The 25,603-nt window shown below is 68.9% G+C and carries 38 protein-coding genes; 35 read left to right on the top strand and 3 right to left on the bottom strand.

The genetic code is table 11. The annotated features are described in order from the left end of the window. The 35 genes from rplB (at position 1) to HBH26_RS01935 (ending at position 23,529) form a co-directional block, all read left to right on the top strand. Positions 1 to 834, top strand: coding sequence for a 50S ribosomal protein L2 (gene rplB, locus HBH26_RS02105; RefSeq protein ID WP_168132912.1), 834 nt, complete (start codon positions 1 to 3; stop codon positions 832 to 834). Further along, positions 834 to 1,109: a 30S ribosomal protein S19 gene (gene rpsS / locus HBH26_RS02100; RefSeq protein WP_168132911.1), complete on the top strand. Its 276-nt coding sequence runs from the start codon at positions 834 to 836 to the stop codon at positions 1,107 to 1,109. Before rplB ends, rpsS begins: the two co-directional genes overlap by 1 nt. Beyond that, complete coding sequence (gene rplV, locus HBH26_RS02095; RefSeq protein WP_168132910.1) at positions 1,109 to 1,486, top strand: 50S ribosomal protein L22; 378 nt, start codon at positions 1,109 to 1,111, stop codon at positions 1,484 to 1,486. Before rpsS ends, rplV begins: the two co-directional genes overlap by 1 nt. Beyond that, the gene (gene rpsC, locus HBH26_RS02090) at positions 1,486 to 2,193 is read left to right on the top strand and encodes a 30S ribosomal protein S3 (protein WP_168132909.1); all 708 of its coding nucleotides are present in this window, start codon (positions 1,486 to 1,488) and stop codon (positions 2,191 to 2,193) included. The genes rplV and rpsC overlap by 1 nt, the downstream gene beginning before the upstream one ends. Positions 2,194 to 2,205: 12 nt before the next feature. Continuing rightward, positions 2,206 to 2,640 (top strand): 50S ribosomal protein L16, encoded by a 435-nt coding sequence (gene rplP, locus HBH26_RS02085; RefSeq protein ID WP_168132908.1) that lies wholly within the window; start codon positions 2,206 to 2,208, stop codon positions 2,638 to 2,640. A gap of 1 nt (position 2,641) precedes the next feature. After that, entirely contained in the window at positions 2,642 to 2,851 is a 210-nt protein-coding gene (gene rpmC, locus HBH26_RS02080) for a 50S ribosomal protein L29 (RefSeq protein ID WP_168132907.1), read from the top strand. A 13-nt stretch (positions 2,852 to 2,864) separates the two neighbouring features. Continuing rightward, entirely contained in the window at positions 2,865 to 3,149 is a 285-nt protein-coding gene (gene rpsQ, locus HBH26_RS02075; protein WP_168132906.1) for a 30S ribosomal protein S17, read from the top strand. 170 nt (positions 3,150 to 3,319) lie between these two features. Continuing rightward, positions 3,320 to 3,688 (top strand): 50S ribosomal protein L14, encoded by a 369-nt coding sequence (rplN, locus tag HBH26_RS02070; protein ID WP_114687598.1) that lies wholly within the window; start codon positions 3,320 to 3,322, stop codon positions 3,686 to 3,688. Next, positions 3,688 to 4,005 (top strand): 50S ribosomal protein L24, encoded by a 318-nt coding sequence (rplX, locus tag HBH26_RS02065; protein ID WP_168132905.1) that lies wholly within the window; start codon positions 3,688 to 3,690, stop codon positions 4,003 to 4,005. Before rplN ends, rplX begins: the two co-directional genes overlap by 1 nt. After that, complete coding sequence (gene rplE, locus HBH26_RS02060) at positions 3,998 to 4,585, top strand: 50S ribosomal protein L5 (protein ID WP_168132904.1); 588 nt, start codon at positions 3,998 to 4,000, stop codon at positions 4,583 to 4,585. The genes rplX and rplE overlap by 8 nt, the downstream gene beginning before the upstream one ends. A gap of 35 nt (positions 4,586 to 4,620) precedes the next feature. Further along, on the top strand, positions 4,621 to 4,926 hold the full coding sequence (gene rpsN / locus HBH26_RS02055; RefSeq protein ID WP_168132903.1) for a 30S ribosomal protein S14: 306 nt from the start codon (positions 4,621 to 4,623) through the stop codon (positions 4,924 to 4,926). A gap of 10 nt (positions 4,927 to 4,936) precedes the next feature. Next, on the top strand, positions 4,937 to 5,332 hold the full coding sequence (gene rpsH, locus HBH26_RS02050) for a 30S ribosomal protein S8 (protein ID WP_168132902.1): 396 nt from the start codon (positions 4,937 to 4,939) through the stop codon (positions 5,330 to 5,332). Continuing rightward, positions 5,332 to 5,865: a 50S ribosomal protein L6 gene (gene rplF / locus HBH26_RS02045; protein ID WP_168132901.1), complete on the top strand. Its 534-nt coding sequence runs from the start codon at positions 5,332 to 5,334 to the stop codon at positions 5,863 to 5,865. The genes rpsH and rplF overlap by 1 nt, the downstream gene beginning before the upstream one ends. Further along, positions 5,862 to 6,212 (top strand): 50S ribosomal protein L18, encoded by a 351-nt coding sequence (gene rplR / locus HBH26_RS02040; protein ID WP_168132900.1) that lies wholly within the window; start codon positions 5,862 to 5,864, stop codon positions 6,210 to 6,212. Before rplF ends, rplR begins: the two co-directional genes overlap by 4 nt. A gap of 3 nt (positions 6,213 to 6,215) precedes the next feature. After that, positions 6,216 to 7,007: a 30S ribosomal protein S5 gene (gene rpsE / locus HBH26_RS02035; protein WP_239024503.1), complete on the top strand. Its 792-nt coding sequence runs from the start codon at positions 6,216 to 6,218 to the stop codon at positions 7,005 to 7,007. A 6-nt stretch (positions 7,008 to 7,013) separates the two neighbouring features. Beyond that, positions 7,014 to 7,193: a 50S ribosomal protein L30 gene (gene rpmD / locus HBH26_RS02030; protein ID WP_168132899.1), complete on the top strand. Its 180-nt coding sequence runs from the start codon at positions 7,014 to 7,016 to the stop codon at positions 7,191 to 7,193. A gap of 111 nt (positions 7,194 to 7,304) precedes the next feature. Then, positions 7,305 to 7,829, top strand: a complete 525-nt coding sequence (gene rplO, locus HBH26_RS02025) for a 50S ribosomal protein L15 (RefSeq protein WP_168132898.1) — start codon at positions 7,305 to 7,307, stop codon at positions 7,827 to 7,829. Between the two features lie 201 nt (positions 7,830 to 8,030). Continuing rightward, positions 8,031 to 9,395: a preprotein translocase subunit SecY gene (secY, locus tag HBH26_RS02020; RefSeq protein ID WP_168132897.1), complete on the top strand. Its 1,365-nt coding sequence runs from the start codon at positions 8,031 to 8,033 to the stop codon at positions 9,393 to 9,395. Positions 9,396 to 9,427: 32 nt separating this feature from the next. Then, complete coding sequence (locus HBH26_RS02015) at positions 9,428 to 10,075, top strand: adenylate kinase (RefSeq protein ID WP_168132896.1); 648 nt, start codon at positions 9,428 to 9,430, stop codon at positions 10,073 to 10,075. Between the two features lie 22 nt (positions 10,076 to 10,097). Next, the gene (locus tag HBH26_RS02010; RefSeq protein ID WP_168132895.1) at positions 10,098 to 10,682 is read left to right on the top strand and encodes a Uma2 family endonuclease; all 585 of its coding nucleotides are present in this window, start codon (positions 10,098 to 10,100) and stop codon (positions 10,680 to 10,682) included. An 8-nt stretch (positions 10,683 to 10,690) separates the two neighbouring features. Then, positions 10,691 to 10,927, top strand: coding sequence for a hypothetical protein (locus HBH26_RS02005; protein ID WP_168132894.1), 237 nt, complete (start codon positions 10,691 to 10,693; stop codon positions 10,925 to 10,927). Between the two features lie 173 nt (positions 10,928 to 11,100). After that, complete coding sequence (gene rpsM / locus HBH26_RS02000) at positions 11,101 to 11,469, top strand: 30S ribosomal protein S13 (RefSeq protein ID WP_168132893.1); 369 nt, start codon at positions 11,101 to 11,103, stop codon at positions 11,467 to 11,469. A gap of 115 nt (positions 11,470 to 11,584) precedes the next feature. Next, entirely contained in the window at positions 11,585 to 11,974 is a 390-nt protein-coding gene (gene rpsK / locus HBH26_RS01995; RefSeq protein WP_066486290.1) for a 30S ribosomal protein S11, read from the top strand. A 97-nt stretch (positions 11,975 to 12,071) separates the two neighbouring features. Then, positions 12,072 to 13,136 (top strand): DNA-directed RNA polymerase subunit alpha, encoded by a 1,065-nt coding sequence (locus tag HBH26_RS01990; RefSeq protein ID WP_168132892.1) that lies wholly within the window; start codon positions 12,072 to 12,074, stop codon positions 13,134 to 13,136. 236 nt (positions 13,137 to 13,372) lie between these two features. Further along, a complete protein-coding gene (rplQ, locus tag HBH26_RS01985) occupies positions 13,373 to 13,795 on the top strand; it encodes a 50S ribosomal protein L17 (protein ID WP_168132891.1) in 423 nt (140 codons plus the stop codon). A gap of 183 nt (positions 13,796 to 13,978) precedes the next feature. Beyond that, positions 13,979 to 15,067, top strand: a complete 1,089-nt coding sequence (locus HBH26_RS01980; RefSeq protein WP_168132890.1) for an AI-2E family transporter — start codon at positions 13,979 to 13,981, stop codon at positions 15,065 to 15,067. A gap of 33 nt (positions 15,068 to 15,100) precedes the next feature. Then, positions 15,101 to 16,654: a glutamine-hydrolyzing GMP synthase gene (guaA, locus tag HBH26_RS01975; RefSeq protein WP_168132889.1), complete on the top strand. Its 1,554-nt coding sequence runs from the start codon at positions 15,101 to 15,103 to the stop codon at positions 16,652 to 16,654. 155 nt (positions 16,655 to 16,809) lie between these two features. Next, a complete protein-coding gene (gene bla, locus HBH26_RS01970) occupies positions 16,810 to 17,643 on the top strand; it encodes a subclass B3 metallo-beta-lactamase (RefSeq protein ID WP_338057209.1) in 834 nt (277 codons plus the stop codon). Between the two features lie 166 nt (positions 17,644 to 17,809). Then, on the top strand, positions 17,810 to 18,157 hold the full coding sequence (locus HBH26_RS01965) for an arsenate reductase (RefSeq protein WP_168132888.1): 348 nt from the start codon (positions 17,810 to 17,812) through the stop codon (positions 18,155 to 18,157). 49 nt (positions 18,158 to 18,206) lie between these two features. Then, a complete protein-coding gene (locus HBH26_RS01960; protein WP_168132887.1) occupies positions 18,207 to 18,626 on the top strand; it encodes a hypothetical protein in 420 nt (139 codons plus the stop codon). 24 nt (positions 18,627 to 18,650) lie between these two features. Beyond that, positions 18,651 to 19,529 (top strand): 3-methyl-2-oxobutanoate hydroxymethyltransferase, encoded by an 879-nt coding sequence (gene panB / locus HBH26_RS01955; protein ID WP_168132886.1) that lies wholly within the window; start codon positions 18,651 to 18,653, stop codon positions 19,527 to 19,529. A 64-nt stretch (positions 19,530 to 19,593) separates the two neighbouring features. Then, complete coding sequence (locus HBH26_RS01950; protein ID WP_168132885.1) at positions 19,594 to 20,325, top strand: tetratricopeptide repeat protein; 732 nt, start codon at positions 19,594 to 19,596, stop codon at positions 20,323 to 20,325. Further along, complete coding sequence (locus HBH26_RS01945) at positions 20,322 to 21,644, top strand: outer membrane protein assembly factor BamB family protein (protein WP_168132884.1); 1,323 nt, start codon at positions 20,322 to 20,324, stop codon at positions 21,642 to 21,644. Before HBH26_RS01950 ends, HBH26_RS01945 begins: the two co-directional genes overlap by 4 nt. Before the next feature lie 32 nt (positions 21,645 to 21,676). Then, on the top strand, positions 21,677 to 23,041 hold the full coding sequence (gene der, locus HBH26_RS01940) for a ribosome biogenesis GTPase Der (RefSeq protein ID WP_168132883.1): 1,365 nt from the start codon (positions 21,677 to 21,679) through the stop codon (positions 23,039 to 23,041). 77 nt (positions 23,042 to 23,118) lie between these two features. Continuing rightward, positions 23,119 to 23,529: an Hpt domain-containing protein gene (locus tag HBH26_RS01935; RefSeq protein WP_168132882.1), complete on the top strand. Its 411-nt coding sequence runs from the start codon at positions 23,119 to 23,121 to the stop codon at positions 23,527 to 23,529. Between the two features lie 7 nt (positions 23,530 to 23,536). Here HBH26_RS01935 and bfr read toward each other — a convergent pair whose 3' ends face one another. The 3 genes from bfr to HBH26_RS01920 all read right to left on the bottom strand — a co-directional run bounded on the left by bfr (position 23,537) and on the right by HBH26_RS01920 (position 25,562). Beyond that, positions 23,537 to 24,052 (bottom strand): bacterioferritin, encoded by a 516-nt coding sequence (gene bfr / locus HBH26_RS01930; RefSeq protein ID WP_168132881.1) that lies wholly within the window; start codon positions 24,050 to 24,052, stop codon positions 23,537 to 23,539. Between the two features lie 101 nt (positions 24,053 to 24,153). Next, a complete protein-coding gene (locus HBH26_RS20535) occupies positions 24,154 to 24,324 on the bottom strand; it encodes a (2Fe-2S)-binding protein (RefSeq protein ID WP_168132880.1) in 171 nt (56 codons plus the stop codon). A gap of 77 nt (positions 24,325 to 24,401) precedes the next feature. Further along, positions 24,402 to 25,562, bottom strand: coding sequence for a DUF418 domain-containing protein (locus HBH26_RS01920; RefSeq protein WP_239024502.1), 1,161 nt, complete (start codon positions 25,560 to 25,562; stop codon positions 24,402 to 24,404). Positions 25,563 to 25,603: the final 41 nt, after the last annotated feature.

Raw genomic sequence — 25,603 nt, 5'->3', positions numbered from 1 at the left:
ATGGCACTCAAGCATTACAATCCGACCTCGCCGGCGCAGCGCGGCCTGATCCTCGTCGACAAGTCGGCGCTGTGGAAGGGCAAGCCCGTCAAGTCGCTGACCGAGGGCAAGCACAAGACCGGCGGCCGCAACAACAAGGGCCACGTGACCAGCCGCGGCATCGCGGGCGGCCACAAGCAGAAGTACCGCTACGTCGACTTCAAGCGGCGCAAGTGGGACGTCGAGGGCACCGTGGAGCGGCTGGAGTATGATCCCAACCGCACCGCCTTCATCGCGCTGGTCACCTATCCGGACGGCGAGCAGGCCTACATCATCGCGCCGCAGCGGCTCGCGCCCGGCGACAAGGTGATCGCGGCGAAGAAGACCGACACGAAGCCGGGCAACGCGATGGAGATCGGCCAGGTCCCCGTCGGCACCATCGTCCACAACGTGGAGATGAAGCCGGGCAAGGGTGGCCAGATCGCGCGCTCGGCCGGCACCTACGTGCAGGTCGTCGGTCGCGACCGCGGCATGGTGATGGTCCGCCTGAACTCGGGCGAGCAGCGCTACATCCGCGCCGACTGCATGGCCACGGTGGGGGCGGTGTCCAACCCGGACAACCAGAACCAGAACCTGGGCAAGGCCGGCCGCAGCCGCTGGATGGGCAAGCGCCCGCTGACCCGCGGCGTCGCCAAGAACCCGGTCGACCACCCGCACGGCGGTGGCGAGGGCCGGACCTCGGGCGGCCGTCACCCGGTCACCCCCTGGGGCAAGCCGACCAAGGGTGCGCGCACCCGCCACAACAAGTCCACGGATAAGATGATTATCCGCAGCCGTCACGCGAGGAAGAAGTAATGGCGCGCTCCGTCTGGAAGGGCCCGTTCGTCGAACTGAGCCTGCTGAAGAAGGCCGAGGCCGCGCAGGACGCGGGTGGCCGCGCGCCGATCAAGACCTGGTCGCGCCGCTCCACCATCCTGCCGCAGTTCGTCGGTCTGACGTTCACCGTCTACAACGGGCGCAAGTTCGTGCCGGTATCGGTGAACGAGGACATGGTCGGCATGAAGCTGGGTGAGTTCGCGCCGACGCGCTACTTCCCCGGCCACGCCGCGGACAAGAAGGGCAAGCGCTGATGAGCAAGCCAGCATCCCCCCGCAAGGTCGGCGACAAGGAAGCGCTGTCGGTCGGCACGCAGATCCGCGGTTCGGCCCAGAAGCTGAACCTGGTCGCAGGCCTGATCCGCGGCCGCAAGGCCGGCGACGCGCTGAACATCCTCACCTTCTCGAAGAAGGCGATGGCGGTGGACGCCCGCAAGGTGCTGGCTTCGGCCATCGCCAACGCGGAGAACAACCACAACCTCGACGTCGACGCGCTCGTCGTCGCGGAGGCGTCGGTCGGCAAGTCGATCACCATGAAGCGGTTCGCCACGCGCGGCCGCGGCAAGTCCACCCGCATCCTGAAGCCGTTCAGCCGGCTGCGGATCGTCGTGCGCGAGCAGGAAGAAGCCTAATGGGTCACAAGAGCAACCCGATCGGTCTGCGCCTGCAGATCAACCGCACCTGGGACAGCCGCTGGTTCGCCGAGGGTGCGGATTACGGCCGCCTGCTGCTGGAGGATCTGAAGATCCGCCAGTACATCGTGAAGACGCTGCCGCAGGCGGCGATCTCCAAGGTGGTGATCGAGCGTCCGGCCAAGCTGTGCCGCATCTCCGTCTATGCCGCGCGCCCCGGCGTCATCATCGGCAAGAAGGGCTCGGACATCGAAAAGCTTCGCAAGAAGCTGGGTTCGATGACCTCGTCCGACGTGTCGCTGAACATCGTCGAGATCCGCAAGCCCGAGGTCGACGCGAAGCTCGTCGCCCAGGGTATCGCCGACCAGCTGGAGCGTCGCATCGCGTTCCGCCGCGCCATGAAGCGCGCGGTGCAGTCGGCCATGCGCCTCGGCGCCGACGGCATCAAGGTGTATTGCGGCGGCCGGCTGGGCGGCGCGGAGATCGCGCGCTCGGAGAGCTATCGCGAGGGCCGCGTGCCGCTGCACACGCTGCGCGCCAACATCGACTATGCCGAGGCCGAGGCGCACACCGCCTATGGCGTCTGCGGCGTGAAGGTGTGGGTGTTCAAGGGCGAGATCCTGGGCCACGACCCGCTCGCCACCGATCGCCTCATGATGGAGGCTCAGACCTCCGGCGTGCGCCCTGCGCGCGACGACCGTCGCTAAGGAAGACAGGACATGCTGCAACCGAAGCGCACCAAGTTCCGCAAGGCGTTCAAGGGCCGCATCCACGGCGACGCCAAGGGCGGTACCGCGCTGAACTTCGGTTCCTACGGCCTGAAGGCCATGGAGCCGGACCGCATCACCGCCCGCCAGATCGAGGCGGCGCGCCGCGCGATCACGCGCCACATCAAGCGCCAGGGGCGCCTGTGGATCCGCGTGTTCCCGGACGTGCCGGTCTCGTCGAAGCCTGCCGAAGTCCGCATGGGCTCGGGCAAGGGTTCGCCGGAGTTCTGGGCCGCCCGCGTCAAGCCGGGCCGGATCCTGTTCGAGCTCGACGGCGTGGAGGGCAAGCTGGCCGCGGAGGCGTTCGAGCGCGCCGCGATGAAGCTGCCGATCAAGACCAAGGTCGTGGCGCGCCTCGGCGACACGTCGCACCTGGGAGGCGAGTGAGATGGCGAAGAACGTGAAGACCGACATCGCCGGGCAGACCGACGACCAGCTGTCGGAGAACCTGGGCCAGCTGAAGCGCGAGCAGTTCAACCTGCGCTTCCAGGCCGCGACCAACCAGCTCGAGAAGCCAAGCCGCGTGCGCGAGGTCCGCAAGGACATCGCCCGCATCAAGACCGCCCAGGCAGCCCGCGCTGCCGCGGCGTCGAAGTAAGAGGACGAGAGACATGCCGAAGCGCGTGCTGACCGGGATGATCGTCTCGGACAAGGGCGAGAAGACGGTGGTCGTGAACGTGGAGCGCAAGGTCAAGCACCCGCTCTACGGCAAGATCATCCGCCGCTCGAAGAAGTACCACGCCCATGACGAGGCGAACGAGTACAAGGCGGGCGAGACGGTGCGGATCGAGGAGACCGCGCCGATGAGCAAGCTGAAGACCTGGAAGGTGATCGAGCGGGTGAACACCCACGCGACGCCGGCGCGGGTCGAGATCGACGAGCCGGCGACGGCTTGAACGAACCCCGTTCGTGGTGAGGAGGGGCTGAGCTTGTCGAAGCCCGGTCTCGAACCACTGGTCCTTCGAGACGCCGCTTCGACTTCGCTCAGCGGCTCCTCGGGACGAACGGATATGACGAAGGCGGGGTTGGGTCGGAATCCACCCCAGGGTAGAAGGACTGGTTCAACATGATCCAGATGCAGTCGAACCTCGACGTCGCTGACAACAGCGGCGCGAAGCGCGTGCAGTGCATCAAGGTGCTGGGCGGCTCGAAGCGCCGTACGGCGGGCGTGGGCGACATCATCGTCGTCTCCGTCAAGGAAGCGCAGCCGCGCGGCCGCGTGAAGAAGGGCGACGTGCACCGCGCCGTCATCGTGCGCACGGCGAAGGACATCCGCCGCGCCGACGGTTCGGTGATCCGCTTCGACGGCAATGCCGCGGTTCTCGTGAACAAGAACGAGGAGCCGATCGGCACCCGCATCTTCGGCCCCGTCGTCCGCGAGCTGCGCGGCAAGGGCCACATGAAGGTGATCTCGCTCGCTCCGGAGGTGCTGTGATGGCCGCGGCAAAGATCAAGAAGGGCGACCAGGTCATCGTCCTGTCCGGCAAGGACAAGGGCAAGACCGGCACCGTGACGCAGGCGATGCCCAAGGACGGCAAGGTGATCGTGGGCGGCGTCAACGTCGCGACCCGCCACCGCAAGCCCGACCAGTCCAACCCGCAGGGCGGGCTGGAGCGCATCGAGGCGCCGCTGCACGTCAGCAAGGTCGCGCACGTGACCGCCGACGGCAAGCCCACGCGTGTCCGTTTCGAGACCCAGGACGGCAAGAAGGTCCGCGTCGCCGTCAAGACCGGGGAGAAGATCGATGGCTGATGCCTACAAGCCCCGGATGAAGGGCATCTACGAGGATCGCATCGTCAAGGCGATGAGCGAGAAGTTCGGCTACAAGAACGCGCTCGAGATCCCGCGGATCGAGAAGATCGTGCTCAACATGGGCGTGGGCGAGGCGACGCAGGACAAGAAGCGCGTCGAGCAGGCCGCGTCCGAGATGGAGCTGATCGCCGGCCAGAAGCCCGTCATCACCAAGGCGAAGAAGTCGATCGCGCAGTTCAAGCTGCGCGAGGGCATGCCGATCGGCGTGAAGGTGACGCTGCGCCGCGAGCGGATGTACGAGTTCCTCGACCGCTTCATCACCATCGCGCTTCCCCGCGTCCGCGACTTCCGCGGGCTCAACCCGAAGAGCTTCGACGGCCGCGGCAACTACGCCTGCGGCATCAAGGAACAGATCGTGTTCCCCGAGATCAACTATGACCGCATCGACAAGGTGCGCGGCATGGACGTGATCGTGACCACGACGGCGAAGACCGACGAGGAGGCGCGCGAGCTGCTCCGCCTGTTCGGCTTCCCGTTCCCGATCGAAGACGAAGCGACCGAAGAGAAGAAGGCGGCATGACCGCCCTTCTGGTCTGATAAAGAGAGCTTAAGTCCATGGCGAAACTGAGTTCCGTGAACAAGAACGAGCGGCGTAAGAAGCTCGTGAAGCAATATGCCGGCAAGTATGCCAAGCTGAAGGCGACGGCGAACGACCAGTCGCTCGACGAGACCGAGCGTCTGATCGCCCGCCTCAAGATGGCCGAGCTGCCGCGCAACGCGAACCCTACCCGCATCCGCAACCGCTGCGAGATCACGGGCCGTCCGCGCGCTTACTACCGCAAGTTCCGTCTCGCCCGCGTGATGCTGCGCGATCTGGCCAACAAGGGCCTGATCCCGGGTCTCACGAAGTCGAGCTGGTAAGGATACGATCATGGCAGTGACCGATCCCGTGGGCGACCTGCTCACCCGCATCCGCAATGGCCAGCGCGCCCGCAAGGACAGCGTGCTGTCGCCGGCGTCCAAGCTGCGCATCCGCGTGCTCGACGTGCTCCAGCGCGAGGGCTACATCCGCGGCTACGCCGAGGAAGAAATGGGCCCCGCCAAGGGCGTGCGCATCGAGCTGAAGTATTTCGAGGGCCAGCCGGCGATCAAGCACGTCGCGCGCGTCTCGAAGCCGGGCCGTCGCATCTACTCGGGCAGCCAGGAGCTGCCGCGCGTGATGAACGGCCTCGGCATCACCATCGTCTCGACGCCCAAGGGCGTGCTCAGCGACGCGGAAGCGCGCGAGCAGAACGTCGGTGGCGAAGTGCTGGCGGAGGTGTTCTGATGAGCCGCATCGGCAAGAAGGCGGTCGCCGTGCCGAACGGCGTGACCGCGAGCGTGGATGGCAACCAGCTGTCGGTGAAGGGGCCCAAGGGCACCCTGTCGATGCCGATGTCGGAGCTGGTCAGCTGGGACGTGCAGTCGGACTCGATCGGCGTGAAGCCGGCGAACGACACGAAGCGCGCGCAGGCGTTCTGGGGAATGCAGCGCACGCTGGTGCAGAACCTGGTGACCGGCGTGACCGAGGGCTTCTCGAAGAAGCTGCTCATCACCGGCGTCGGCTACCGCGCCGCCGCGCAGGGCCGCAACCTGAAGCTGCAGCTCGGCTACAGCCACGACGTCAACATCGACGTGCCGGAAGGCATCGAGGTGAAGACGCCGGACGCCACCACCGTCGAGATCAGCGGCGCGGACAAGCAGAAGGTGGGCCAGCTGGCCGCCGAGATCCGCCGCTGGCGCAAGCCCGAGCCGTACAAGGGCAAGGGCATCAAGTACGACGGCGAGTTCATCTTCCGTAAGGAAGGGAAGAAGAAGTGACCAAGGGCCTTTCGCTTTTCGAGAAGCGGCGCCGCCGCAACCGCACCGCGCTGCGCGCGCGCGCGGGGACGCGTCCGCGCCTGTCCGTGCACCGCTCGGGCAAGCACATCTACGCCCAGGTCATCGACGATGCCGCCGGTCGCACGATCGCGTCGGCATCAACGCTGGCCGGTCACGAGGGGGCGACGTCCAACGTCGCCGCCGCGTCCGAGGTGGGCAAGCGCGTGGCCGAGGCGGCGAAGGCCGCCGGCGTGACGCAGGTGGTGTTCGACCGCGGCGGCTTCCTGTTCCACGGCCGCGTCAAGGCGCTGGCCGAGGCGGCGCGCGAAGCGGGACTGGAGTTCTAAGTGATGGCTGACAACGATACCCAGCAGCAGCCCGGCGACGTCGCCGCGACTGACGCTCCCGCCGGTGATGCCGGCGCTAACACCGGCGGCAACTTCGGTGGCGGTTATCAGGGCGGCGGTCGCGGTCCGGGTGGCGGACGTGGCGGCCCCGGTGGCGGTCGCGGGCGCGGTGGCCCCGGCGGCAATCGCGGCGGGCGTGACGGTGGCCGCGGCGGCCGTCGCGACGATCGTCGTGGCGGTCCGCAGGACGACGGCGGCGAGGAGCTGATCGAGAAGCTCGTCCACATCAACCGCGTGTCGAAGACGGTGAAGGGCGGCAAGCGCTTCGGCTTCGCGGCGCTGGTCGTCGTGGGCGACGGCAAGGGCCGCGTCGGCTTCGGCCACGGCAAGGCGCGCGAGGTGCCGGAGGCGATCTCGAAGGCGACCGCGTCGGCCAAGAAGAAGATGGTGCGCGTGCCGCTGAAGGAGGGCCGCACCCTCCATCACGACGGCAACGGCCACTTCGGCGCGGGCCGCGTCCACGTCCGCTCGGCGCCGCAGGGCACCGGCATCATCGCGGGCGGCCCGATGCGCGCCGTGTTCGAATCGCTGGGCGTCGCCGACGTCGTGACGAAGTCGATCGGCACGTCCAACCCCTACAACATGATCCGCGCGACGTTCGAGGCGCTCGGCGATCAGACCTCGCCCAAGTCGGTGGCACAGCGTCGCGGCAAGAAGATCGCCGACCTGCTGGGCCGCGGCCACGGCGCGACGGCCGAGACCGCCGAGGCCGAAGCGGCCGCGGTGACGGAGTAAGCACAGATGGCGACCATCAAGGTGAAGCAGACCGGATCGCCGATCCGTCGCACCAAGGACCAGCGCGCGACCTTGGTCGGCCTGGGCCTGAACAAGATGCACCGCGTGTCGGAGCTTCAGGACACGCCGGAAGTGCGTGGCATGATCCGCAAGGTGCAGCACATGGTCGAGGTTCAGGAGGGCTGACGCCGCTCCCGTCCGACTAGTGACAAATGCGGGGGAGGGGGCTAACGGCCCCCTTCCTCTTTTCCATTCCCGTATCCATCAGCGCGTCAAAAGCGAAAGCGAGTGCACACCATGAAGCTCAACGAACTCCGCGACAACGCGGGCGCCCGCAAGTCCAAGATCCGCGTCGGCCGCGGCATCGGCTCGGGCAAGGGCAAGACCGCCGGGCGCGGCCAGAAGGGCCAGAAGAGCCGCGAAGGCGTCAGCATCGCCGGCTTCGAGGGCGGCCAGATGCCGCTCCACATGCGGCTGCCGAAGCGCGGCTTCAACAACATCTTCGCCAAGGATTATGCCGAGGTGAACCTGGGCGCGATCCAGAAGGCGGTGGACGCCGGCAAGCTGACCGGAAGCGACGTGGACCACGCGGCGCTGAAGGCGGCCGGTCTGGCGCGCGGCGGCAAGCATGGCGTGCGCGTCCTGGGCAAGGGCGATTTCTCCGCCAAGCTGAACTTCACCGTCGCGGGCGTCTCCGCTTCGGCGCGCGAGGCGATCGAGAAGGCGGGCGGCTCGGTGACCGTGCCGGAGATCGTTCCCGCCGCGGAGAAGGCCAAGGCCAAGCACCGCACCGGCCGCGCCGCGCCCAAGACGCAGGGCTGAGCCGTTCCCGTCATGCCGGGGCTCGTCCCGGCATCCGGGGCCACGGACGTCGACGTTCCTGGCGCTGGACCCCGGCACGAAGCCGGGGTGACGATCGAATGGTCGCAAGCCGGTTAGACAAGGCGCCGCGCGCGCCTATATGGGCGGCGGGGCGGGTGACAACGCATCCCGCCGTTCTTCGTTTCAGGATTCGAAAAGCGCATGGCATCCGCAGCCGATCAGATGGCAAGCAGCCTCAACCTCGCGAAGTTCGCGAAGGCGACCGACCTCAAGAAGCGGCTGTGGTTCACCATCGGCGCGCTGATCGTCTTCCGCCTGCTCAGCTACGTGCCGCTGCCCGGCGTGGATCCGACGGCGCTCGGCCTGCTGGCGAACCAGACGCAGGGCGGCGTCCTCGATTTCTTCAACACCTTCTCGGGCGGGGCGCTGACGCGCATGAGCCTGATCGCGCTGGGCGTGATGCCGTACATCACCGCCTCCATCGTCGTGCAGCTGGCGACGTCGCTGTCGCCGCAGCTCGCCGCGATCAAGAAGGAGGGGGAGAGCGGGCGCAAGAAGCTCAACCAATACACCCGCTATGGTACGGTCGCGCTGACGGCGGTGCAGGGCTATTTCATCGCCGTGGGCCTCGAGAGCTTCGGTGCCACGGCGGGCGTGCAGGCGGTGATCGAGCCGGGCCTGCTGTTCCGCGTCGGCGCGGTCGTGTCGCTGATCGGCGGCACGATGTTCCTGATGTGGCTGGGCGAGCAGATCACCAGCCGCGGCATCGGCAACGGCATCTCGCTCATCATCATGGCCGGCATCGTGGCGCACCTGCCGACGACGCTGTTGAACCTGCTGGAGGGCGGGCGCTCCGGCTCGACCAGCCCGGTCATCCTGATCGCCATCGTCGTGGTCGTGGTCGGGCTGATCCTGCTGATCTGCTTCATGGAACGCGCGCAGCGCCGCATCCTGATCCAATATCCCAAGCGCCAGACGCAGCGCGGCGTCCAGGCCGATCGCAGCCACCTGCCGCTGAAGTTGAACACCGCGGGCGTCATCCCGCCGATCTTCGCCTCGTCGCTGCTGCTGCTGCCGCTGACGATCACGCAGTTCGCGGGCAATCGCGTGTCGGGCGAGAGCTGGGGCGGGGACCTGCTGATCTCGCTGAACCAATATCTCCAGCACGGCTCGCCGGTGTACATGACGCTGTACGCCGCCGGCATCATCTTCTTCTCGTTCTTCTACACCGCGGTGGTCTTCAATCCGGAGGAGACGGCGGAGAACCTGAAGCGCTACGGCGGGTTCATTCCCGGCATTCGCCCGGGCAAGAACACGGAGAATTACTTCGACTACGTGCTGACGCGCATCACGGTGATCGGCGCGGCCTATCTGACCTTCATCTGCATCGTGCCGGAATATCTGGTCAGCGCGCTGTCGATCCCGTTCTATCTCGGCGGCACCAGCCTGCTGATCGTCGTGAACGTGACCATGGACACGGTGACGCAGATCCAGTCGCACCTGCTGGCGCATCAATACGGCGACCTCATCAAGAAGGCGAAGCTGAAGGGCGCACGGCGCCGCTGATCCGGTCCGTCCGGCAATAGGGGAGTTTTCGTGTGAACATCATCCTCCTGGGGCCGCCGGGGGCGGGCAAGGGCACGCAGGCGCAGCGGCTGGTCGCGGATCGCGGCATGGTGCAGCTGTCGACCGGCGACATGCTGCGCGCCGCGGTGAAGGCGGGGACGCCCGTCGGTCTCCAGGCGAAGGCGGTGATGGAGGCGGGCGAACTCGTCTCCGACGCGATCGTCTCCGCGCTGATCGGCGAGAGGATGGATGCCGGCACCGGCTCCGGCGCGATCTTCGACGGCTATCCGCGGACTGCCGCGCAGGCCGACGCGCTCGACCTGCTGCTCGACGAGCGCGGCCAGCAGCTGGACCACGTCATCGAGCTGGCGGTGGACGAGGACGCGCTGGTCGAGCGGATCGTCGGCCGGTACACCTGCGCCCATTGCGGCGAAGGCTACCACGACCGCTTCAAGCAGCCCGCCGTGGCCGACACGTGCGACGTGTGCGGCGCGCACGAGTTCAAGCGCCGTCCCGACGACAACGAGGAGACGGTGCGCACCCGCATGGCGGAATATCGCGCGAAGACCGCGCCGATCCTGCCGGGCTACGAGGCGCGCGGCCTCGTGAAGCGCGTCGACGGCATGGGCGAGATCGGCGCGGTGACCGCCGCGATCGGAGCGATCCTCGACGGCCGGTGAGGCGGCGTGCTAGGTTGCCGACATGGGTGACGAACAGGCCATCATCGTCGATCGCGAGCCGGTGGTGCACCGGTTCACGGTCGAGGAGTTCCTCGCGCTGGACGAAGCGGGCGCGTTCGACAACCTCGGCAGGGTGGAGCTGATCGAGGGAGAGATTTTCGAGATGAGCCCGCTGTTCCTGCCGCACGGCTCGATCCTTGCCGAGTTGACGGCGTCGGTCGTGATCGCGCTGCGCGAACGTTTTCCGGCGCTCAGTGCGCTCACCCCGGTATCGCTCCGCTCGGACGACCACAGCCTGCCCGAGGCGGACCTGCTGGTCGTGGAACTGAACGGTACCGAAGGCGACCTCGCCACGCCCGACATCGTCCGCCTCGTCCTCGAAGTCTCCGCTTCCTCCCTCCGCCATGATCTGGGGCGCAAGCTGCGGCTCTACGCGCGCACCGGCGTGCCCGAATATTGGGTGGCCGACGTGAAGGGGCGGCGCATCCTGCGGTTCCATTCGCCGTCCGGCGAAGCGTTCGCGGAGCAGGCGGAGTTCGCTTTCGGCGATATGATCGCGTCCGCCACGATCCCCGGCCTCCTCGTCGACACCGCGCGCCTGCGCTGACCGGGGACGTGGACGCGCTCACCGCCTTCGGCCTGTTCGCCGTGACCTTCATGCTCGTCTGCTACATGCTGGAGGAGCGCGCCGCCTGTTGGACGTTGCTGTTCGCGCTCGGTTGCCTGCTCGGGTCGGCGTACGGCTTCCTCCAGGGCGCCTGGCCGTTCGGCGCGGTCGAACTGATCTGGTTCGTCGTCGCGCTGCGACGATGGTGGATGCGTCGTGGCGGGAACAGGGAACCTCTTGCTTGACATGGCGTTGGCGCGCGCCTAACCGGCACCTCTTCCGATCAACCGTTCCCCGGCGGCGCCCTTGCGCGTGCGCCGCGCTCCGGCGTTGAAGGGGCGGCGAGTCGGAAGGCAATGCGACGAGATGGGGTGTGCGCGCCATGCCGCACCCTGTGGAGCACAGGAGAACATATTTCATGGCACGTATCGCGGGTGTGAACATCCCGACCAACAAGCGCGTGGTGATCGCGCTGACCTATATTCACGGCATCGGCCCGGCGAAGGCCAAGGAGATCACTGAGAAGCTCTCCATCACGCCGGAGCGCCGCGTGCAGGACCTGACCGACCAGGAGGTCCTTCAGATCCGCGAGGCGATCGACGCGGGCTATACGGTGGAGGGCGACCTGCGCCGCCAGACCGCGATGAACATCAAGCGCCTGATGGACCTGGCCTGCTATCGCGGCCTGCGCCACCGCAAGGGCCTGCCGGTCCGCGGCCAGCGCACGCATACCAATGCGCGCACCCGCAAGGGTAAGGCCAAGCCGATCGCGGGTAAGAAGAAGTGATCCGAGACGCGAACAGTCCGGGGGACTGTTTGCGCACGGATCACTCCACCGGAGGTCGGTAGAAGGCTGACAGCCTCCCGGCCGCCTACTTGGAAAAGAAGGTCAGGAACACCACATGGCTCAGGCACCGCAGCGCCTTCGTCGGCGCGAACGCAAGAACATCACCGCGGGCGTCGCGCACGTGAACGCCAGCTTCAACAACACGATGATCACCATCACCGACGCGCAGGGCAATGCCATCAGCTGGTCGTCGGCCGGCATGATGGGCTTCAAGGGCTCGCGCAAGTCGACGCCCTACGCCGCCCAGGTCGCGGCCGAGGACGCGGGCAAGAAGGCCGCCGAGCACGGCGTGCGCACGCTGGAGGTGGAAGTGAAGGGTCCGGGTTCGGGCCGCGAATCGGCGCTCCGCGCGCTCCAGGCGGTCGGCTTCCAGATCACGTCGATCCGCGACGTGACCTCGATCCCGCACAACGGCGTCCGCCCGTCCAAGCGTCGCCGCGTCTGACCTGATGTTCTCGCGCGGCCGCTGACGAGCGGCCGTGTCCTGTTTCTACTTGGCGGGGCGCGTGCCGACCCCCCGCCCAACCCCAGGGGACGAGATCTTGTCTGTCAACGCGAAGAACTGGCAGGAACTGAAGAAGCCCAACGGCCTCGAGAAGAAGAGCGGCGACGGCAAGCGCAAGGCGACCTTCGTCGCCGAGCCGCTGGAGCGCGGCTTCGGCCTGACGCTGGGCAACGCGCTGCGCCGCGTGCTGCTGTCGAGCCTGCAGGGTGCCGCCGTCACCTCGATCAAGATCGAGAACGTGCTGCACGAGTTCAGCAGCCTGGCGGGCGTCCGCGAGGACGTGACCGACATCGTGCTGAACGTGAAGCAGATCGCACTGAAGATGCAGGGCGAGGGGCCCAAGCGGCTCCAGCTGTCCGCCACCGGCCCTGCCGAGGTGAAGGCGGGCGACATCGCGGTGTCGGGCGACATCGAGGTGATGAACCCCGAGCTCGTGATCTGTCACCTCGACGAGGGCGCGACGCTCAACATGGAGCTGACCGCCGACGTCGGGAAGGGCTATGTCGCGGCCACGGCCAATCGCCCGGCCGACGCGCCGATCGGCCTGATCCCGGTCGACGCGCTCTACTCGCCGGTGCGGCAGGTGTCGTACAAGGTCGATCCCACCCGCGTGGGCCAGGACCTGGACTATGACAAGCTGACGCTGACGGTCGAGACCGACGGCACGGTCACCCCGGAGGACGCGCTGGGCTATGCCGGCCGCATCCTGCAGGACCAGCTGGCGCTCTTCGTCCACTTCGACGATTCGTCGATCGCGCGTTCGGCCCCGGTCGGCGTGGCGGCACCGGCGGCCGCGGGTGGCGAGCCGGCCGGCGACACGGCGCAGATCAACCGCTACCTCCTCAAGAAGGTGGACGAGCTGGAACTGTCGGTGCGCTCGGCCAACTGCCTGAAGAACGACAACATCATCTACATCGGCGATCTCGTGGGCAAGACCGAGGCGGAGATGCTGCGCACCCCGAACTTCGGCCGCAAGTCGCTGAACGAGATCAAGGAAGTGCTGTCGTCTATGGGGCTGCGGCTGGGGATGGAGATCCCGGGCTGGCCGCCGGAGAACATCGAAGAGGTGGCGAAGAAGCTCGAGCAGGAGATCATGGGCTGAGCCGCGCGCGGATAGCGAAGCTATCCGTGAGACGGCGGAAGCCCGGTCAGCGGATGGGGGCGCGGCGAAGCCGCCACTCCATCCGTCTGACGTCACGACGCGGCTCCGCCGCGGCGCTGTTCGATAGAGACATGGGTCCCTGCCTGCTCAGGGACAACGGTATGTTCGGTGGCCGCCGTTCCACCAGGCTAGGGGTACCTCGCACGGCCCCCTGACGAACGAGAAGGAAGACCATCATGCGTCACAAGGTTGGCGGTCGTAAGCTCCAGCGGACGTCCGCGCATCGCGCCGCGCTGTTCCGCAACATGTCGGCCGCGCTCATCAAGCATGAGCAGATCACCACCACCGTCGCCAAGGCGAAGGAACTGCGTCCCTACGTCGAGAAGCTGGTCACGCTGGCGAAGAAGGGCGGCCTGTCCAACCGTCGCCTGGCGCACGCCCGCCTGCTGGACGATGCGCAGCTGGTGAAGCTATTCGACGTGCTGGCCGCGCGCTACGCCTCGCGCAACGGCGGCTACACCCGCATCATCAAGGCCGGCATCCGCGCGTCGGACGCCTCGCCGATGGCGGTGATCGAGTTCGTCGACCGCGACGTGGCGGCGAAGGGCCAGGATTCGGGCCCCGTGACCACCGACGAGGATTTCGACGTCGCCGCCTGATCGCGCGCCGATCGAGACAGGAAGGGGCCGCTCCAGCGATGGGGCGGCCCTATTCGTTTCGGCACGAGCGGCGAGGGCGCGAGAACGGGAGCCTTTCGCCGGCCACGAGAGTTCCACCGGCGAAACGACCTTCGGAAAGGCTTCCGTGACGATCGCTCCTCTTCAGGCGGGCATGTCCGCGCGATGACACTCCCCCGCAGTCGCGTCGAGAACGGCGGCCTCGTCCTCTTCCTCGCGCTCATCACCGTCGGGCTGACGCTGATCGTCTCCAGCTTCGCGGGCGCGCTGCTGTGGGCGGCGCTGGCGGCGCTGCTCTTCCAGCCCTTGTTCCAGCGCCTGCTGCGGCGCTGGCCGGACCGGCGCAACCTGGCCGCGGCGGTGACGCTGCTCATCATCACGATCGCGGTGGTGATCCCCGCCTTCGTGATCGCCAGCCTGGTCGTCGATCAGGCGGCGGGCGTCTACACGCAGATCCGCGGCGGGCAGATCAACTTCGCCGCCTATTTCCAGCAGGTGCACGACGCGCTTCCCGACCGCATCCAGCGCTGGCTCGACGGATCGGGCTTCGGCAGCTTCGAGCGGGCGCAGGCCCGGCTGACGCAGGCGGTGGGCAACAGCGCCAGCATGCTGACGCGCCGCGCCTTCTCGATCGGCGCCAACGCGGCGGCCTTCCTGCTGGCGTTCGGCGTCGGCCTCTACGTCACCTTTTTCCTGGTGCGCGACGGCGACCGCATCGGCCCGGCGGTGGTCCGCTCGCTGCCGCTGGAGCGGAGCGTCGCGGAGCGGCTGGCGGACAAGTTCGTCTCCGTCGTGCGCGCGACGATCAAGGGATCGGGCGTGGTCGCGATCGTGCAGGGAGCGCTGGGCGCGATCACCTTCGCCATCGTCGGCCTGCCCGCGGCGCTGCTGTGGGGGATGCTGATGGCGATCGCGGCGCTTCTGCCCGCGATCGGCCCGGCGATCATCTGGGGTCCGGTGGCGCTCTACCTGCTGGCGACCGGCGCGATCTGGCAGGCGGTGGTCGTCATCGCCTCGGGCGTGCTGGTGATCGGCCTGGCCGACAACATCCTGCGGCCGATCCTGGTCGGGCGCGACGCGGGCATTCCCGACTGGCTGGTGCTGGTGACGACGCTGGGCGGCATCGACCTCCTCGGCCTCAGCGGCATCGTGGTCGGGCCGCTGGCGGGCGCGCTGTTCCTGACCGGCTGGCAGATCCTGACGGAGCAGCGCCGCGGCGTGCCGGCGGAAGCCGCCACCGAGGCGGAGGGCTAGCGGGGACCCGGCCGCCCCGCTACAGCCCGCGGCATGGAGCATCCCGACAGCATCCTCATCGTCGATTTCGGCAGCCAGGTCACGCAACTGATCGCGCGCCGCGTGCGCGAGGCGGGGGTCTACAGCGAGATCGCGCCGTTCCAGTCCGCCGCGGAAGTCTTCGATCGGATGCGGCCGCGCGGCGTGATCCTGTCCGGCGGCCCCGCCTCCGTCGCCGACGCGGGCAGCCCGCGCGCGCCGCAGGCGGTGTTCGACGCGGGCGTCCCCGTGCTCGGCATCTGCTACGGCCAGCAGGTGATGAACGCGCAGCTCGGCGGGCGCGTGGAGAAGGGCAATTCCGGCGAGTTCGGCGAGGCCTATGTCGCGGTCGACGCCGGCTGCGGTCTGTTCGACGGCCTTTGGCAGGAGGGCGAGCGGCACCAGGTGTGGATGAGCCACGGCGACCATGTCGCGGCGCTCGCCCCCGGTTTCCGGCCCGTCGCGTCCTCCCCCGGCGCTCCCTTCGCGATCACCGCGGACGAGGAGCGGCGCTATTACGGCATGCAATTCCACCCCGAGGTGGTGCACACGCCCGACGGCGGGAAGTTGATCGCCAATTTCGCCCGCCACGTCTGCGGCCTGGCCGGCGACTGGACGATGGCGGAGTTCCGCGCGACGAAGATCGAGGAGATCCGCGCGCAGGTGGGCACCGGCCGCGTCATCTGCGGCCTGTCCGGCGGCGTCGATTCGGCCGTCGCGGCGGTGCTGATCCACGAGGCGATCGGCGAGCAGCTGACCTGCGTCTACGTCGATCACGGCCTGATGCGCGCGGGCGAGAGCGAGCAGGTCGTCAGCCTGTTTCGCGGGCACTACAACATCCCGCTGGTCCACGTGGAGGCGGAGACGCTGTTCATGAACGGCCTGGCCGGCGTCACCGATCCGGAAGCCAAGCGCAAGTTCATCGGCAAGACCTTCATCGAGGTGTTCGAGGAGGAGGCGCGCAAGATCGGCGGCGCGGATTTCCTGGCGCAGGGCACGCTCTACCCCGACGTGATCGAGAGCGTCAGCTTCACCGGCGGCCCGTCGGTGACGATCAAGAGCCACCACAATGTCGGCGGCCTGCCCGAGCGGATGAACATGAAGCTGGTCGAGCCGCTGCGGGAATTGTTCAAGGACGAGGTCCGCGATCTCGGGCGCGAGCTGGGCCTGCCCGAGGTGTTCGTCGGCCGCCACCCCTTCCCCGGCCCGGGCCTCGCCATCCGCATTCCCGGCGAGGTGACGAAGGAGCGCTGCGACATCCTGCGCAAGGCCGACGCCATCTATCTCGAGGAGATCCGCGCCGCGGGCCTCTACGACGCGATCTGGCAGGCGTTCGCCGTGCTGCTGCCGGTGCGCTCGGTCGGCGTGATGGGCGACGGGCGCACCTACGACAGCGTGCTGGCGCTGCGCGCGGTGACGTCGACCGACGGCATGACCGCGCAGGCGTTCCAGTTCCCGGGCGACTTCCTGCCCCGCGTCGCGACACGGATCGTCAACGAGGTGAAGGGCGTCAACCGCGTGACCTACGACTATACGTCCAAGCCGCCGGGGACGATCGAATGGGAATGATCGGGTTGAAGCGAATGGCCGGGGGCCATTCGCCCCGATCATTCGGCGCGGCGTCGCGCTATGGGGCTTGCGATCACGCGTGGCGTGATCGCGGCTTCGTCATTCGGCGCCGAAAGGCGCCGTCGGCTGCCGCGATCGGCAAGCCTCTCTCGCGCGTGGGCGCACTCGCCCTGCTCGCGATCGCAGCCCCCGCCGCGGCGCAGCTCGACCCGCCGGCGTGGACGCGGCCGATCCCGCCGGTGCCGCTGATCGGACCGATCACCTATGTCGGCACCGAGGGCCTCGCCGCCTATCTGATCCGCACGGACGCGGGCGCGATCCTGATCGACGCGACGATGGAGCAGAACGTCCCCGCGATCGAGCGCAACATCGTCGCCAGCGGCGTGCCGCTGCGCCAGGTGAAGCTGATCCTCGTCAGCCACGCGCACTTCGATCACGCCGCCGGGCTCGCCGCGATGAAGCGCGCCACCGGTGCGAAGGTGGTGGCCGGCATCCGTGACGCCGCCGCGCTGGAGAGCGGGATTCCGCCCGGCGAGGTCAGCTACGGCGTCATTCGCTTTCCCGCGGTGACGGTGGATCGCCGCGTGCGCGATCGCGATCGCGTCCGGCTCGGCAACGTCACGCTGCGCGCGGTGGCGACGCCGGGACACACGCCGGGCTGCACCACCTGGACGATGCAGGTCGCCGATCGCGGCCGGCGCCGCGACGTCGTGTTCCCGTGCAGCGTCACCGTGGCGGGCAACCGCCTGATCGGCAACCGCCGCTATCCCGGCATCGTCGCCGACTTCCGCGCCAGCTTCGCCCGCCTCGCCGCGCTGAAGGCCGATGTGGTGCTGCCCGCGCATCCCGAAGGCGCCGACGTGTTCGCGCGCGCGAGATCCGGCACGCTCGTCGCCCCCGGCCTGCTGCGCACCATGGTGGTGAAGGCGCGCGACGACTTCGACCGCGAATTGGCGAAGCAGACGCGGGCGGCGAGGCCCGCGCCGTAGCGGCTGCTTGCCGTGGCGAGGAAGGGCTGTCCTACGTCGGCCACCTTCGCCAAGATGCGGCGAGCGGCGGCCGGGCACCGTGCGGCCGGCGAATGTCGACGAAAGGCGCGCGAACCGGCCAACATTCTCAACATTCGCGCTGCACCTCCTGTCCAAAGGTGAGACCATGACCGCCATCCTCCACGGCATCTCCAACTGCGACACCGTCAAGAAGGCGCGCACGTGGCTCGACGACCACGGCGTCGCCTTCACCTTCCACGACTACAAGAAGGCCGGCGTCGACGCCGCCGCGCTGGAGCGATGGGTCGACCGGCTGGGTTGGGAGGTGCTGCTGAACCGCGCCGGCACCACCTTCCGCAAGCTGCCCGAGGCGGATCGCGCGGGCCTCGATCGCGACCGGGCGGTGGCGATCATGCTGGCGCATCCGTCCGCCATCAAGCGCCCGGTGCTGGTCGACGGCGACCGGCTGGAAGTGGGCTTCGGGTCGGAGCGCTACGCCGCCCTCTTCCCCTAAGATGCGGCCGAGCGCATGGTGGCGCGCGGGATGGGAGGGGAGGGGTGCGATGAAGCGGCCGGGCTGGTTCATGATCGTCGTCGTGCTGCTGCTGCTGTGGGGCGCCGCCGGCGTCTTCGCCTGCATCCAGCAGTTCCGGCTAGGCGCCGAGGCGATGGGGCCGGCGAGCGACTACGACCGGGCGCTCTACGCGCGGCTGCCGGTGTGGTACAATGCGATCTACGCGGTGGCCGTGGGCACCGGCTTCCTCGCGGCGCTGGCGCTGCTGTTCCGGTCCGTGCTGGCGGTGCCGCTCGCCGCCATCTCCATCGTGGCGATCCTCGTCCAGTTCGGCTGGCTCTTCGCCGCGACCGACATCATCGCCGCCAAGGGCGTCTTCGTCACCTATTTCCCCGCCGTCATCCTCGCGATCGGCGTCTTCGCGCTGTGGCTCGCGCGCCGCGCGCGGGCGCGGCGCTGGATCGCGTGAGCGGGGCGGGGTAGGGACGGGCGCATGTCCACCACCTTCACCATCGACACCTCCACCAGCCGCGCCACCCCCGTGGCCGCGCCGATGAAGCGCCTGACCGTCCCGGCGATCCGCGCGCGCAAGCAGGCGATCGCCGAGGGCAGGGGCGAGCCGCTGGTGATGCTGACCGCCTATACGGTGCGGACCGCGCAGCTGCTCGATCCGCACTGCGACCTGCTGCTGGTCGGCGACAGCCTGGGGCAGGTGATCTACGGCCTGCCCTCCACCGTGCCGGTCACCTTGCAGATGATGGCGGCGCACGGCGCGGCGGTGGTGCGCGGCAGCTATCACGCGCTGGTCGTCGTCGACATGCCCTTCGGCAGCTACGAGGCGTCGCCCCGGCAGGCGTTCGAGAGCGCGGCCTTTCTGCTGAAGGAGACGGGCGCGGCGGCGGTGAAGCTGGAGGGGGGAGAGGCCATGGCGGAAACGGTCGCCTTCCTCTCCGATCGCGGCATCCCGGTGATGGGGCACGTCGGCCTGACGCCGCAGGCGGTGAACGCGCTCGGCGGCTATGGCGCGCGCGGGCGCAGCGAGGCGGAGGCGGCGAAGATCGTCGGCGACGCGCGCGCGGTGGCGCAGGCGGGGGCCTTCGCCGTGGTGATCGAGGGCGTGGTGGAGCCGATCGCGATCGAGATCACGCGGGCGGTCGGCGTGCCGACGATCGGCATCGGCGCGTCGGCGCAGTGCGACGGCCAGGTGCTGGTGGCGGAGGACATGCTGGGCCTGTTCGAGCGGACGCCGCGCTTCGTGAAGCGCTACGGCGACATGGCCGGCTTCATCTCCGATCGCGCGGCGACCTACGCCGGGGAGGTACGCGACCGCAGCTTTCCCACGGCGGAGCAGACCTACGCGCCGAAGGCGTGACACTTTCCACGCGCGCGCGCCTCGGCTAGAGCGCGGCGTTTCCCTTTCAGAAGCGGAGTGAGCGGTGGCGCTGACGCCCCAGAACAACGAAGCGTTCCTGCGCGAAGTCGACGAGGAGCTGCGCCGCGACCAGGCGGTGGCGCTGTGGCGGCGATGGGGCCGGGTGGCGATCGTCGCGGTCGTCGTCGCGCTCGCCGCCTTCGGCGCCTTTCTCTTCTACCGGCACCAGCAGACCGTCGCCGCGGAGAAGGAGGGCGAGAAGCTCCAGTCCGCCTACGACTATCTCGCGGCGCAGGACACCGCGGGCGCGGCCAAGCCGCTGGCGGAGCTCGCCGCGTCGAAGCGGGAGGGCTATCGCACGCTCGCCGCCTTTACCCAGGCGGACCTGCTGCTCGTGAAAAACGACCTGAAGGGCGCGGCGCAGAAGTTCGGGACGATCGCCGGCGACACCGCCGTGGCGCAGCCGTTCCGCGACCTGGCGCTGATCCGCCAGACCAGCGCGGAGTTCGACACGCTCGCCCCCGCTACCGTCGTTACGCGATTGAAGTCGCTGGTCGTGCCGGGCAATCCGTGGCTGGGCAGCGCGGGCGAGCTGGTCGCCGCGGCCTATTTGAAGCAGGGGCGGCGCGACCTGGCGGCGCAGACCTTCGCGATGATCGCGCGCGACGAGGGCGTGCCGCCCTCCCTGCGTCAACGTGCGGTTCAGATGTCGAGCGCGATGGGGGTGGATGCGCCCGCGGGCACGCGGGCCCCGGGCGCGACCAACGCCGGCAACAAGGGTGTGACCAAGCAATGAGGAAGTCGTTCGCGGCGGTGGCCGCGGTCGCCGCACTGACCAGCCTGTCGGGCTGCGGCATCTTCAAGGGCGGTCCGAAGAAGACACCGACGGTGGGACAGCGCGTCCCGATCCTGGCGTCGGAGAATGCGGTCGAGGTCGATCCCGCGCTCGCCAACGTGCAGGTCCTGCTGCCCGCCGCCGCGCCGAACGCGGCGTGGGCGCAGTCGGGCGGCAACGCGGAAAAGTCGATGGACCATCCCGCGCTGGCTGCCGCGCCGTCGCGCGCCTGGACGGTGCAGATCGACGGCGGCAGCAATCGCGCGCGGCTGGGCGCCGCGCCGGTGGTGGCCGACGGCAAGCTGTTCGCGGTGGACGTGACGGGCACGCTCCACGCCTTCACCGCCGACACGGGCGCGCGGCTGTGGTCCGCGGGCGTGGCGAAGGGCGACCAGAACCGCACGGCGCGCTTCGGCGGCGGCGTCAGCTACGACGACGGCAAGGTCTACGCTACCGACGGGCTGGGCGACGTGGTCGCCTTCAACGCGGCGGACGGCAAGGAATTGTGGCGCGCGAAGCCGGGCGGCCCGCTGCGCGGCGCGCCGACGATCGCCAACGGCCAGGTCTACGTGCTGAGCCAAGACAATCAGATCTTCGCGCTGAACCAGCCCGATGGCGTCGTCGTGTGGAACGCCAGCGCCAGCCTCGAGTCGCAGGGCGTGTTCGGCGTCGCCGCGCCGGCCGCCAGCGCGGGCACGGTGGTGGCGGGCTTCTCCAGCGGCGAACTGACCGCCTATCGTTACGAGAACGGGCGGACCCTGTGGCAGGACGCACTGTCGCGCACGTCGATCACCACGTCGGTGTCCAGCCTGGCCGACATCGACGCCGACCCGGTGATCGAGGACGGCCGCGTCTACGCCATCGGACAGGGCGGCCGCATGGTCGCGCTGGAGATCGCGACCGGGCAGCGTCTGTGGGAGCAGACGTTCGCGGGCATTTCCACGCCGTGGATCGCGGGAGAGTGGATCTTCGTCGTGACCGACGACGCGCGCGTCGTCTGCCTGTCGCGCGCCAACGGCAAGGTCCGCTGGATCAGCCAGCTGCGCGGCTTCAAGAACGTGGAAAAGCGCAACGACGCCTACAATTGGTTCGGTCCCGTGCTGGCGGGCGAGAAATTGTGGCTGACCAACTCGGTCGGCGAACTGGTCGGCCTGTCCGCCACGGACGGGTCAGTGCAGACGACGATCAAGGCGGGCGAGCGCTTCTCGCTGCCCCCGGTCGTGGCCAATCAGACACTGTACGTGCTGAGCGGCGACGGGCGCATCTCCGCCTACAGGTGACGGACGGGGCGTGGCGCGCTAGGGCGCGCGCCATGTCTCCGCTTCCCACCGTCGCGATCGTCGGTCGCCCCAATGTCGGCAAGTCGACGCTGTTCAACCGCCTGGTCGGCAAGAAGCTGGCGCTGGTCGATGACCGCCCCGGCGTGACGCGTGACCGGCGTGAGGGCGACGCGCACCTCCTGGGCCTCGACTTCCGCGTCATCGACACCGCCGGCTACGAGGACGAAGATCCCGACACGCTGCCCGGCCGGATGCGGCGGCAGACGCAGGCGGCGGTGGACGCCGCCGACGTCGCGCTGTTCGTGATCGATTCGCGCGCCGGCATCGTCCCGCTGGACGAGGAGATCGCCCGCTGGCTGCGCAGCGCCTCCACCCCGATCGTGCTGGTGGCGAACAAGGCGGAGGGCCGCGCGGGCGAGCAGGGCGTGCTGGAGTCGCTCGCGCTTGGCTTCGGCGATCCGGTGCAGCTGTCCGCCGAGCACGGCGAGGGGCTGGCCGACCTGTTCGAGCAACTGCTGCCACACCTCGACGCTCTGAGCGTCGAGGAAGAGGCAGAGGACGAGGAGAGGCCCGACGCACCGCTGAAGCTGGCCATCGTCGGCCGTCCCAACGCGGGCAAGTCGACGCTGGTCAATCGCCTGCTGGGCGAGGACCGCATGATTACCGGGCCGGAGGCGGGGATCACGCGCGATTCGATCGCGATCGACTGGGAATGGCGCGACTCGCGCGGCGAGGTGCGGCAGGTCCGGCTGATCGATACCGCCGGCATGCGCAAGCGGGCGAAGGTGCAGGACAAGCTGGAGAAGCTGTCCGTCGCCGACGCGCTCCACGCGGTCGATTTCGCCGAGGTGGTCGTGCTGCTGCTCGACGCCACGCTCGGGCTGGAGGCGCAGGACCTGCGCATCGCCGACAAGGTGCTGGAGGAAGGCCGCGCCCTCTTGATCGCACTCAACAAATGGGATGTGGCGGAGGAGCCGTCGAAGCTGTTCAACGGCGTGCGCGCCGCGCTGGACGAGGGGCTGGCGCAGGCGCGCGGCGTGCCGCTGCTGGCGGTGTCGGCGGCGACGGGCAAGGGGCTGGACCAGATGCTCTCCGCCGCGTTCGAAACGCGCGAGGCATGGTCGCGGCGCGTGCCGACGGGGGAGCTCAACCGCTGGTTCGAGCGCGCGATCGAGGCGAATCCGCCGCCCGCCCCCGGCGGCAAGCGGATCAAGCCGCGCTACATGACCCAGGCGAAGACGCGTCCGCCGGGCTTCGTGCTGTTCGGCACGCGCGTCGACCTGCTGCCGGTCAGCTACCAGCGCTATCTCGTCAACGGCATCCGGCGCGAGCTGGGTTTCGGCGCCGTGCCCGTGCGACTGATGCTGCGCGCGCCGAAAAACCCCTTCGACAGCTGACGCTTACCTCGCCTTTACCGATTTGCGGCAAGATGGCGCGGTGACAACGACCGGGCATTGGGAGCCGGGAGGGTAAGGTGTCGTTCGAAGGTGGCATATTGATCGACCACGTCGCCTATCAGCGCGCGCGCGCGGAGCTGGGCGCGTCGTTCGTGCGGCTGCTCGGCTACCTGCGCGAGGATGGCGAGAAGTCGCTGAGGGCGCTGGAGGGGGCGCTGCGGGCCGACAATGCGGCGGCGATGGTGATCCCGGCGCACACGCTCAAAGGGGAGGCGCGCCAGTTCGGCGCGGACCCGCTGGCGACGCTGGCGGAGAAGATCGAGGACCACGCCCGCGCCTGCGTCGAGCGGCGCGACTCGCCCAGCGGCGCGATCGAGGACGTGGTCGCGCTGCGCCCGCTGTTCGTGCGGACGCTGGAGCTGCTGGAACGCGAGGCGAATCCGCTGGCGCAGCGGCGGCCGGCACAGGGCTTCGGCCGTCGCCTTTGACGCGTGGCTACGCCTTCAGGTAAGGTGCGGCGCCGCTCTCCGGCTTGTCGTGCTCGCTGACCGAGTTGAGCTGGATGTAATTGTGAATGCCCATCCGCTCGATCATCTCGAATTGCCGCTCCAGCGTGTCGACATGCTCCTCCTCGCTGGCGAGAATGCGCGCGAACAGCTCGCGGCTGACGAAGTCCTTCACCTGTTCGCAATGCGCGACCGCGGCCTTCAGCTGCGCCACCGCCTCGATCTCCATGGCGAGATCGGCCTTCAGCGCCTCTTCCACGGTCTCGCCGATGCGCAGGCGGCCCAGCAACTGGAAGTTGGGCAGCCCGTCGAGGAACAGGATGCGCTCCGCCAGCCAGTCGGCGTGCTTCATCTCGTCGATGGATTCGTGCCGCTCGAACTCGGCGAGCTTGTAGACGCCCCAATGGTCGAACAGGCGATAGTGCAGCCAGTATTGGTTGATCGCGGTCAGCTCGTTCTTGAGCGCCTCGTTCAGATAGTCGATGACCTGGGGGTCGCCCTTCATGATCGGCTCCGTGTTTGCTGGAGCCGCAAATACGCCGTCACGCTGGTCGGCGACAAGCCTGAAAGTGGCGGAAAACTGCGGTTTCTTCGCTATTGCGAGGCTTAAGCGGCTGCGCGTTCCTGATCGATGATCTCCCGCGCGAACGGGACGCACTGGCCACATTTCGGCTGGCGACCCATGCTGCGGTAGGCCTGGCAGGCCGTGGTCGAACCGGACCGGGCGGCCTCTCGCACCTGACATTCCCGAATTGCGTTGCAGACGCACACGACCATCGACGAACCCCTCGCTTCGATCGCGTCAGTAGCGCAGGTGAGAATTATTCGCAAGAACTTCTGCGTCGCGTTCGCAACTACACGGCGCGCCACGCGGGCCGTTCGCCGCGTGCCAGCGCTCGCCACACCCATTCGGCAGGGCCGTAAGCGAATCGGCGGAGCCACCAGGGTGACCACAGCAGCATGACGGTCCAGGCGACGGGCACGAGCCAGTAGAGCGACGCGCGGGGCCAGCGCGCGAACTGGCCGAGGCCCCAGCCGTCGAAGAACAGGACCATAACAAGGCTGGTCGCGAGATAGTTGCTGAGCGCCATCCGCCCGGCCGCCGCCACGCAGCGCGACAGCGTGCCGGCGGGCCGGAAGGCGAGCAGCAGCAGCGCGGCATAGCCCAGCACCATCGCCGGGCGGACCAGCGGCGACACGAGCATGGAAGCGAGGAGGACGCGGCGCAGGTCGAACCCGCTCCTCCAGGTGGCGAGCGCCAGTCCGACGTGGATCGCCAGCGTGAGGGGCAGCGTCGCCAGCGCGAGCCGGCGATAGCCGCGGCGGGACCAGCCGCCCGTCAGCAAGCCGCCGCGATACGCCGCCATCCCGAGCAGCATGTAGCCCAACGTCTCCGCCCCGTCGCGCAGCGCGGTCGCGAAGGGGTTGGCCGTCATCCCCCACCGCCAGCCGACGCCGCGCAGCCAATCGCCGCGGAACGTCGCGATCTCGCGCAGCAGGTCGCGGGTCGGCGGGACGCCCCATCCGCCGGACAGCGCCTCCCAGGCGGCGACCTGCGCCGTGGTGGCGCGCGGGGCGGTGGCGTAGGCGGTCAGCGTCAGCGACGCGCCGTCGATCACCGCCACCGCCACCCCCGCCAGCCCGGCGGCGACCAGCAGCCGCGTGGGCGCACCGGCGAAGAGGAAGGCGGCGATGCCGAGAAGGGCGTATTGGTTCAGGATGTCGCCCCACCACAACAGGTAGAGGTGCGCGCAGCCGATGACGAACAGCGTGGCCATGCGGCGCAGGTGGACGGCGGCGGCGTTCTGCCCGGCCGCCTCGGCGCGTTCGACCACCAGCAGCACCGACGCGCCGAACAGCAGCGCGAACAGCCCGCGCATCTTGCCTTCGACGAGCACGAAGGTGAGCGCCCATGCCGCAAGGTCCGTCGGCGCGGTGCCGCCCCAGGCGAGCGGCGAGAAATAGGCCGCACGCGGCAGCGCGAAGCCGGGTAGGTTGGCGACGAGGATCCCCATCACCGCCGCGCCGCGCACGAAGTCCAGCGCGGCGATGCGGG

The sequence above is a fragment of the Sphingomonas corticis genome (assembly GCF_012035195.1).
Taxonomy (GTDB): domain Bacteria; phylum Pseudomonadota; class Alphaproteobacteria; order Sphingomonadales; family Sphingomonadaceae; genus Sphingomonas; species Sphingomonas corticis.
Note: the sequence above shows the minus strand (reverse complement) of the source record. Positions and strands in the feature narration are given on the sequence as shown.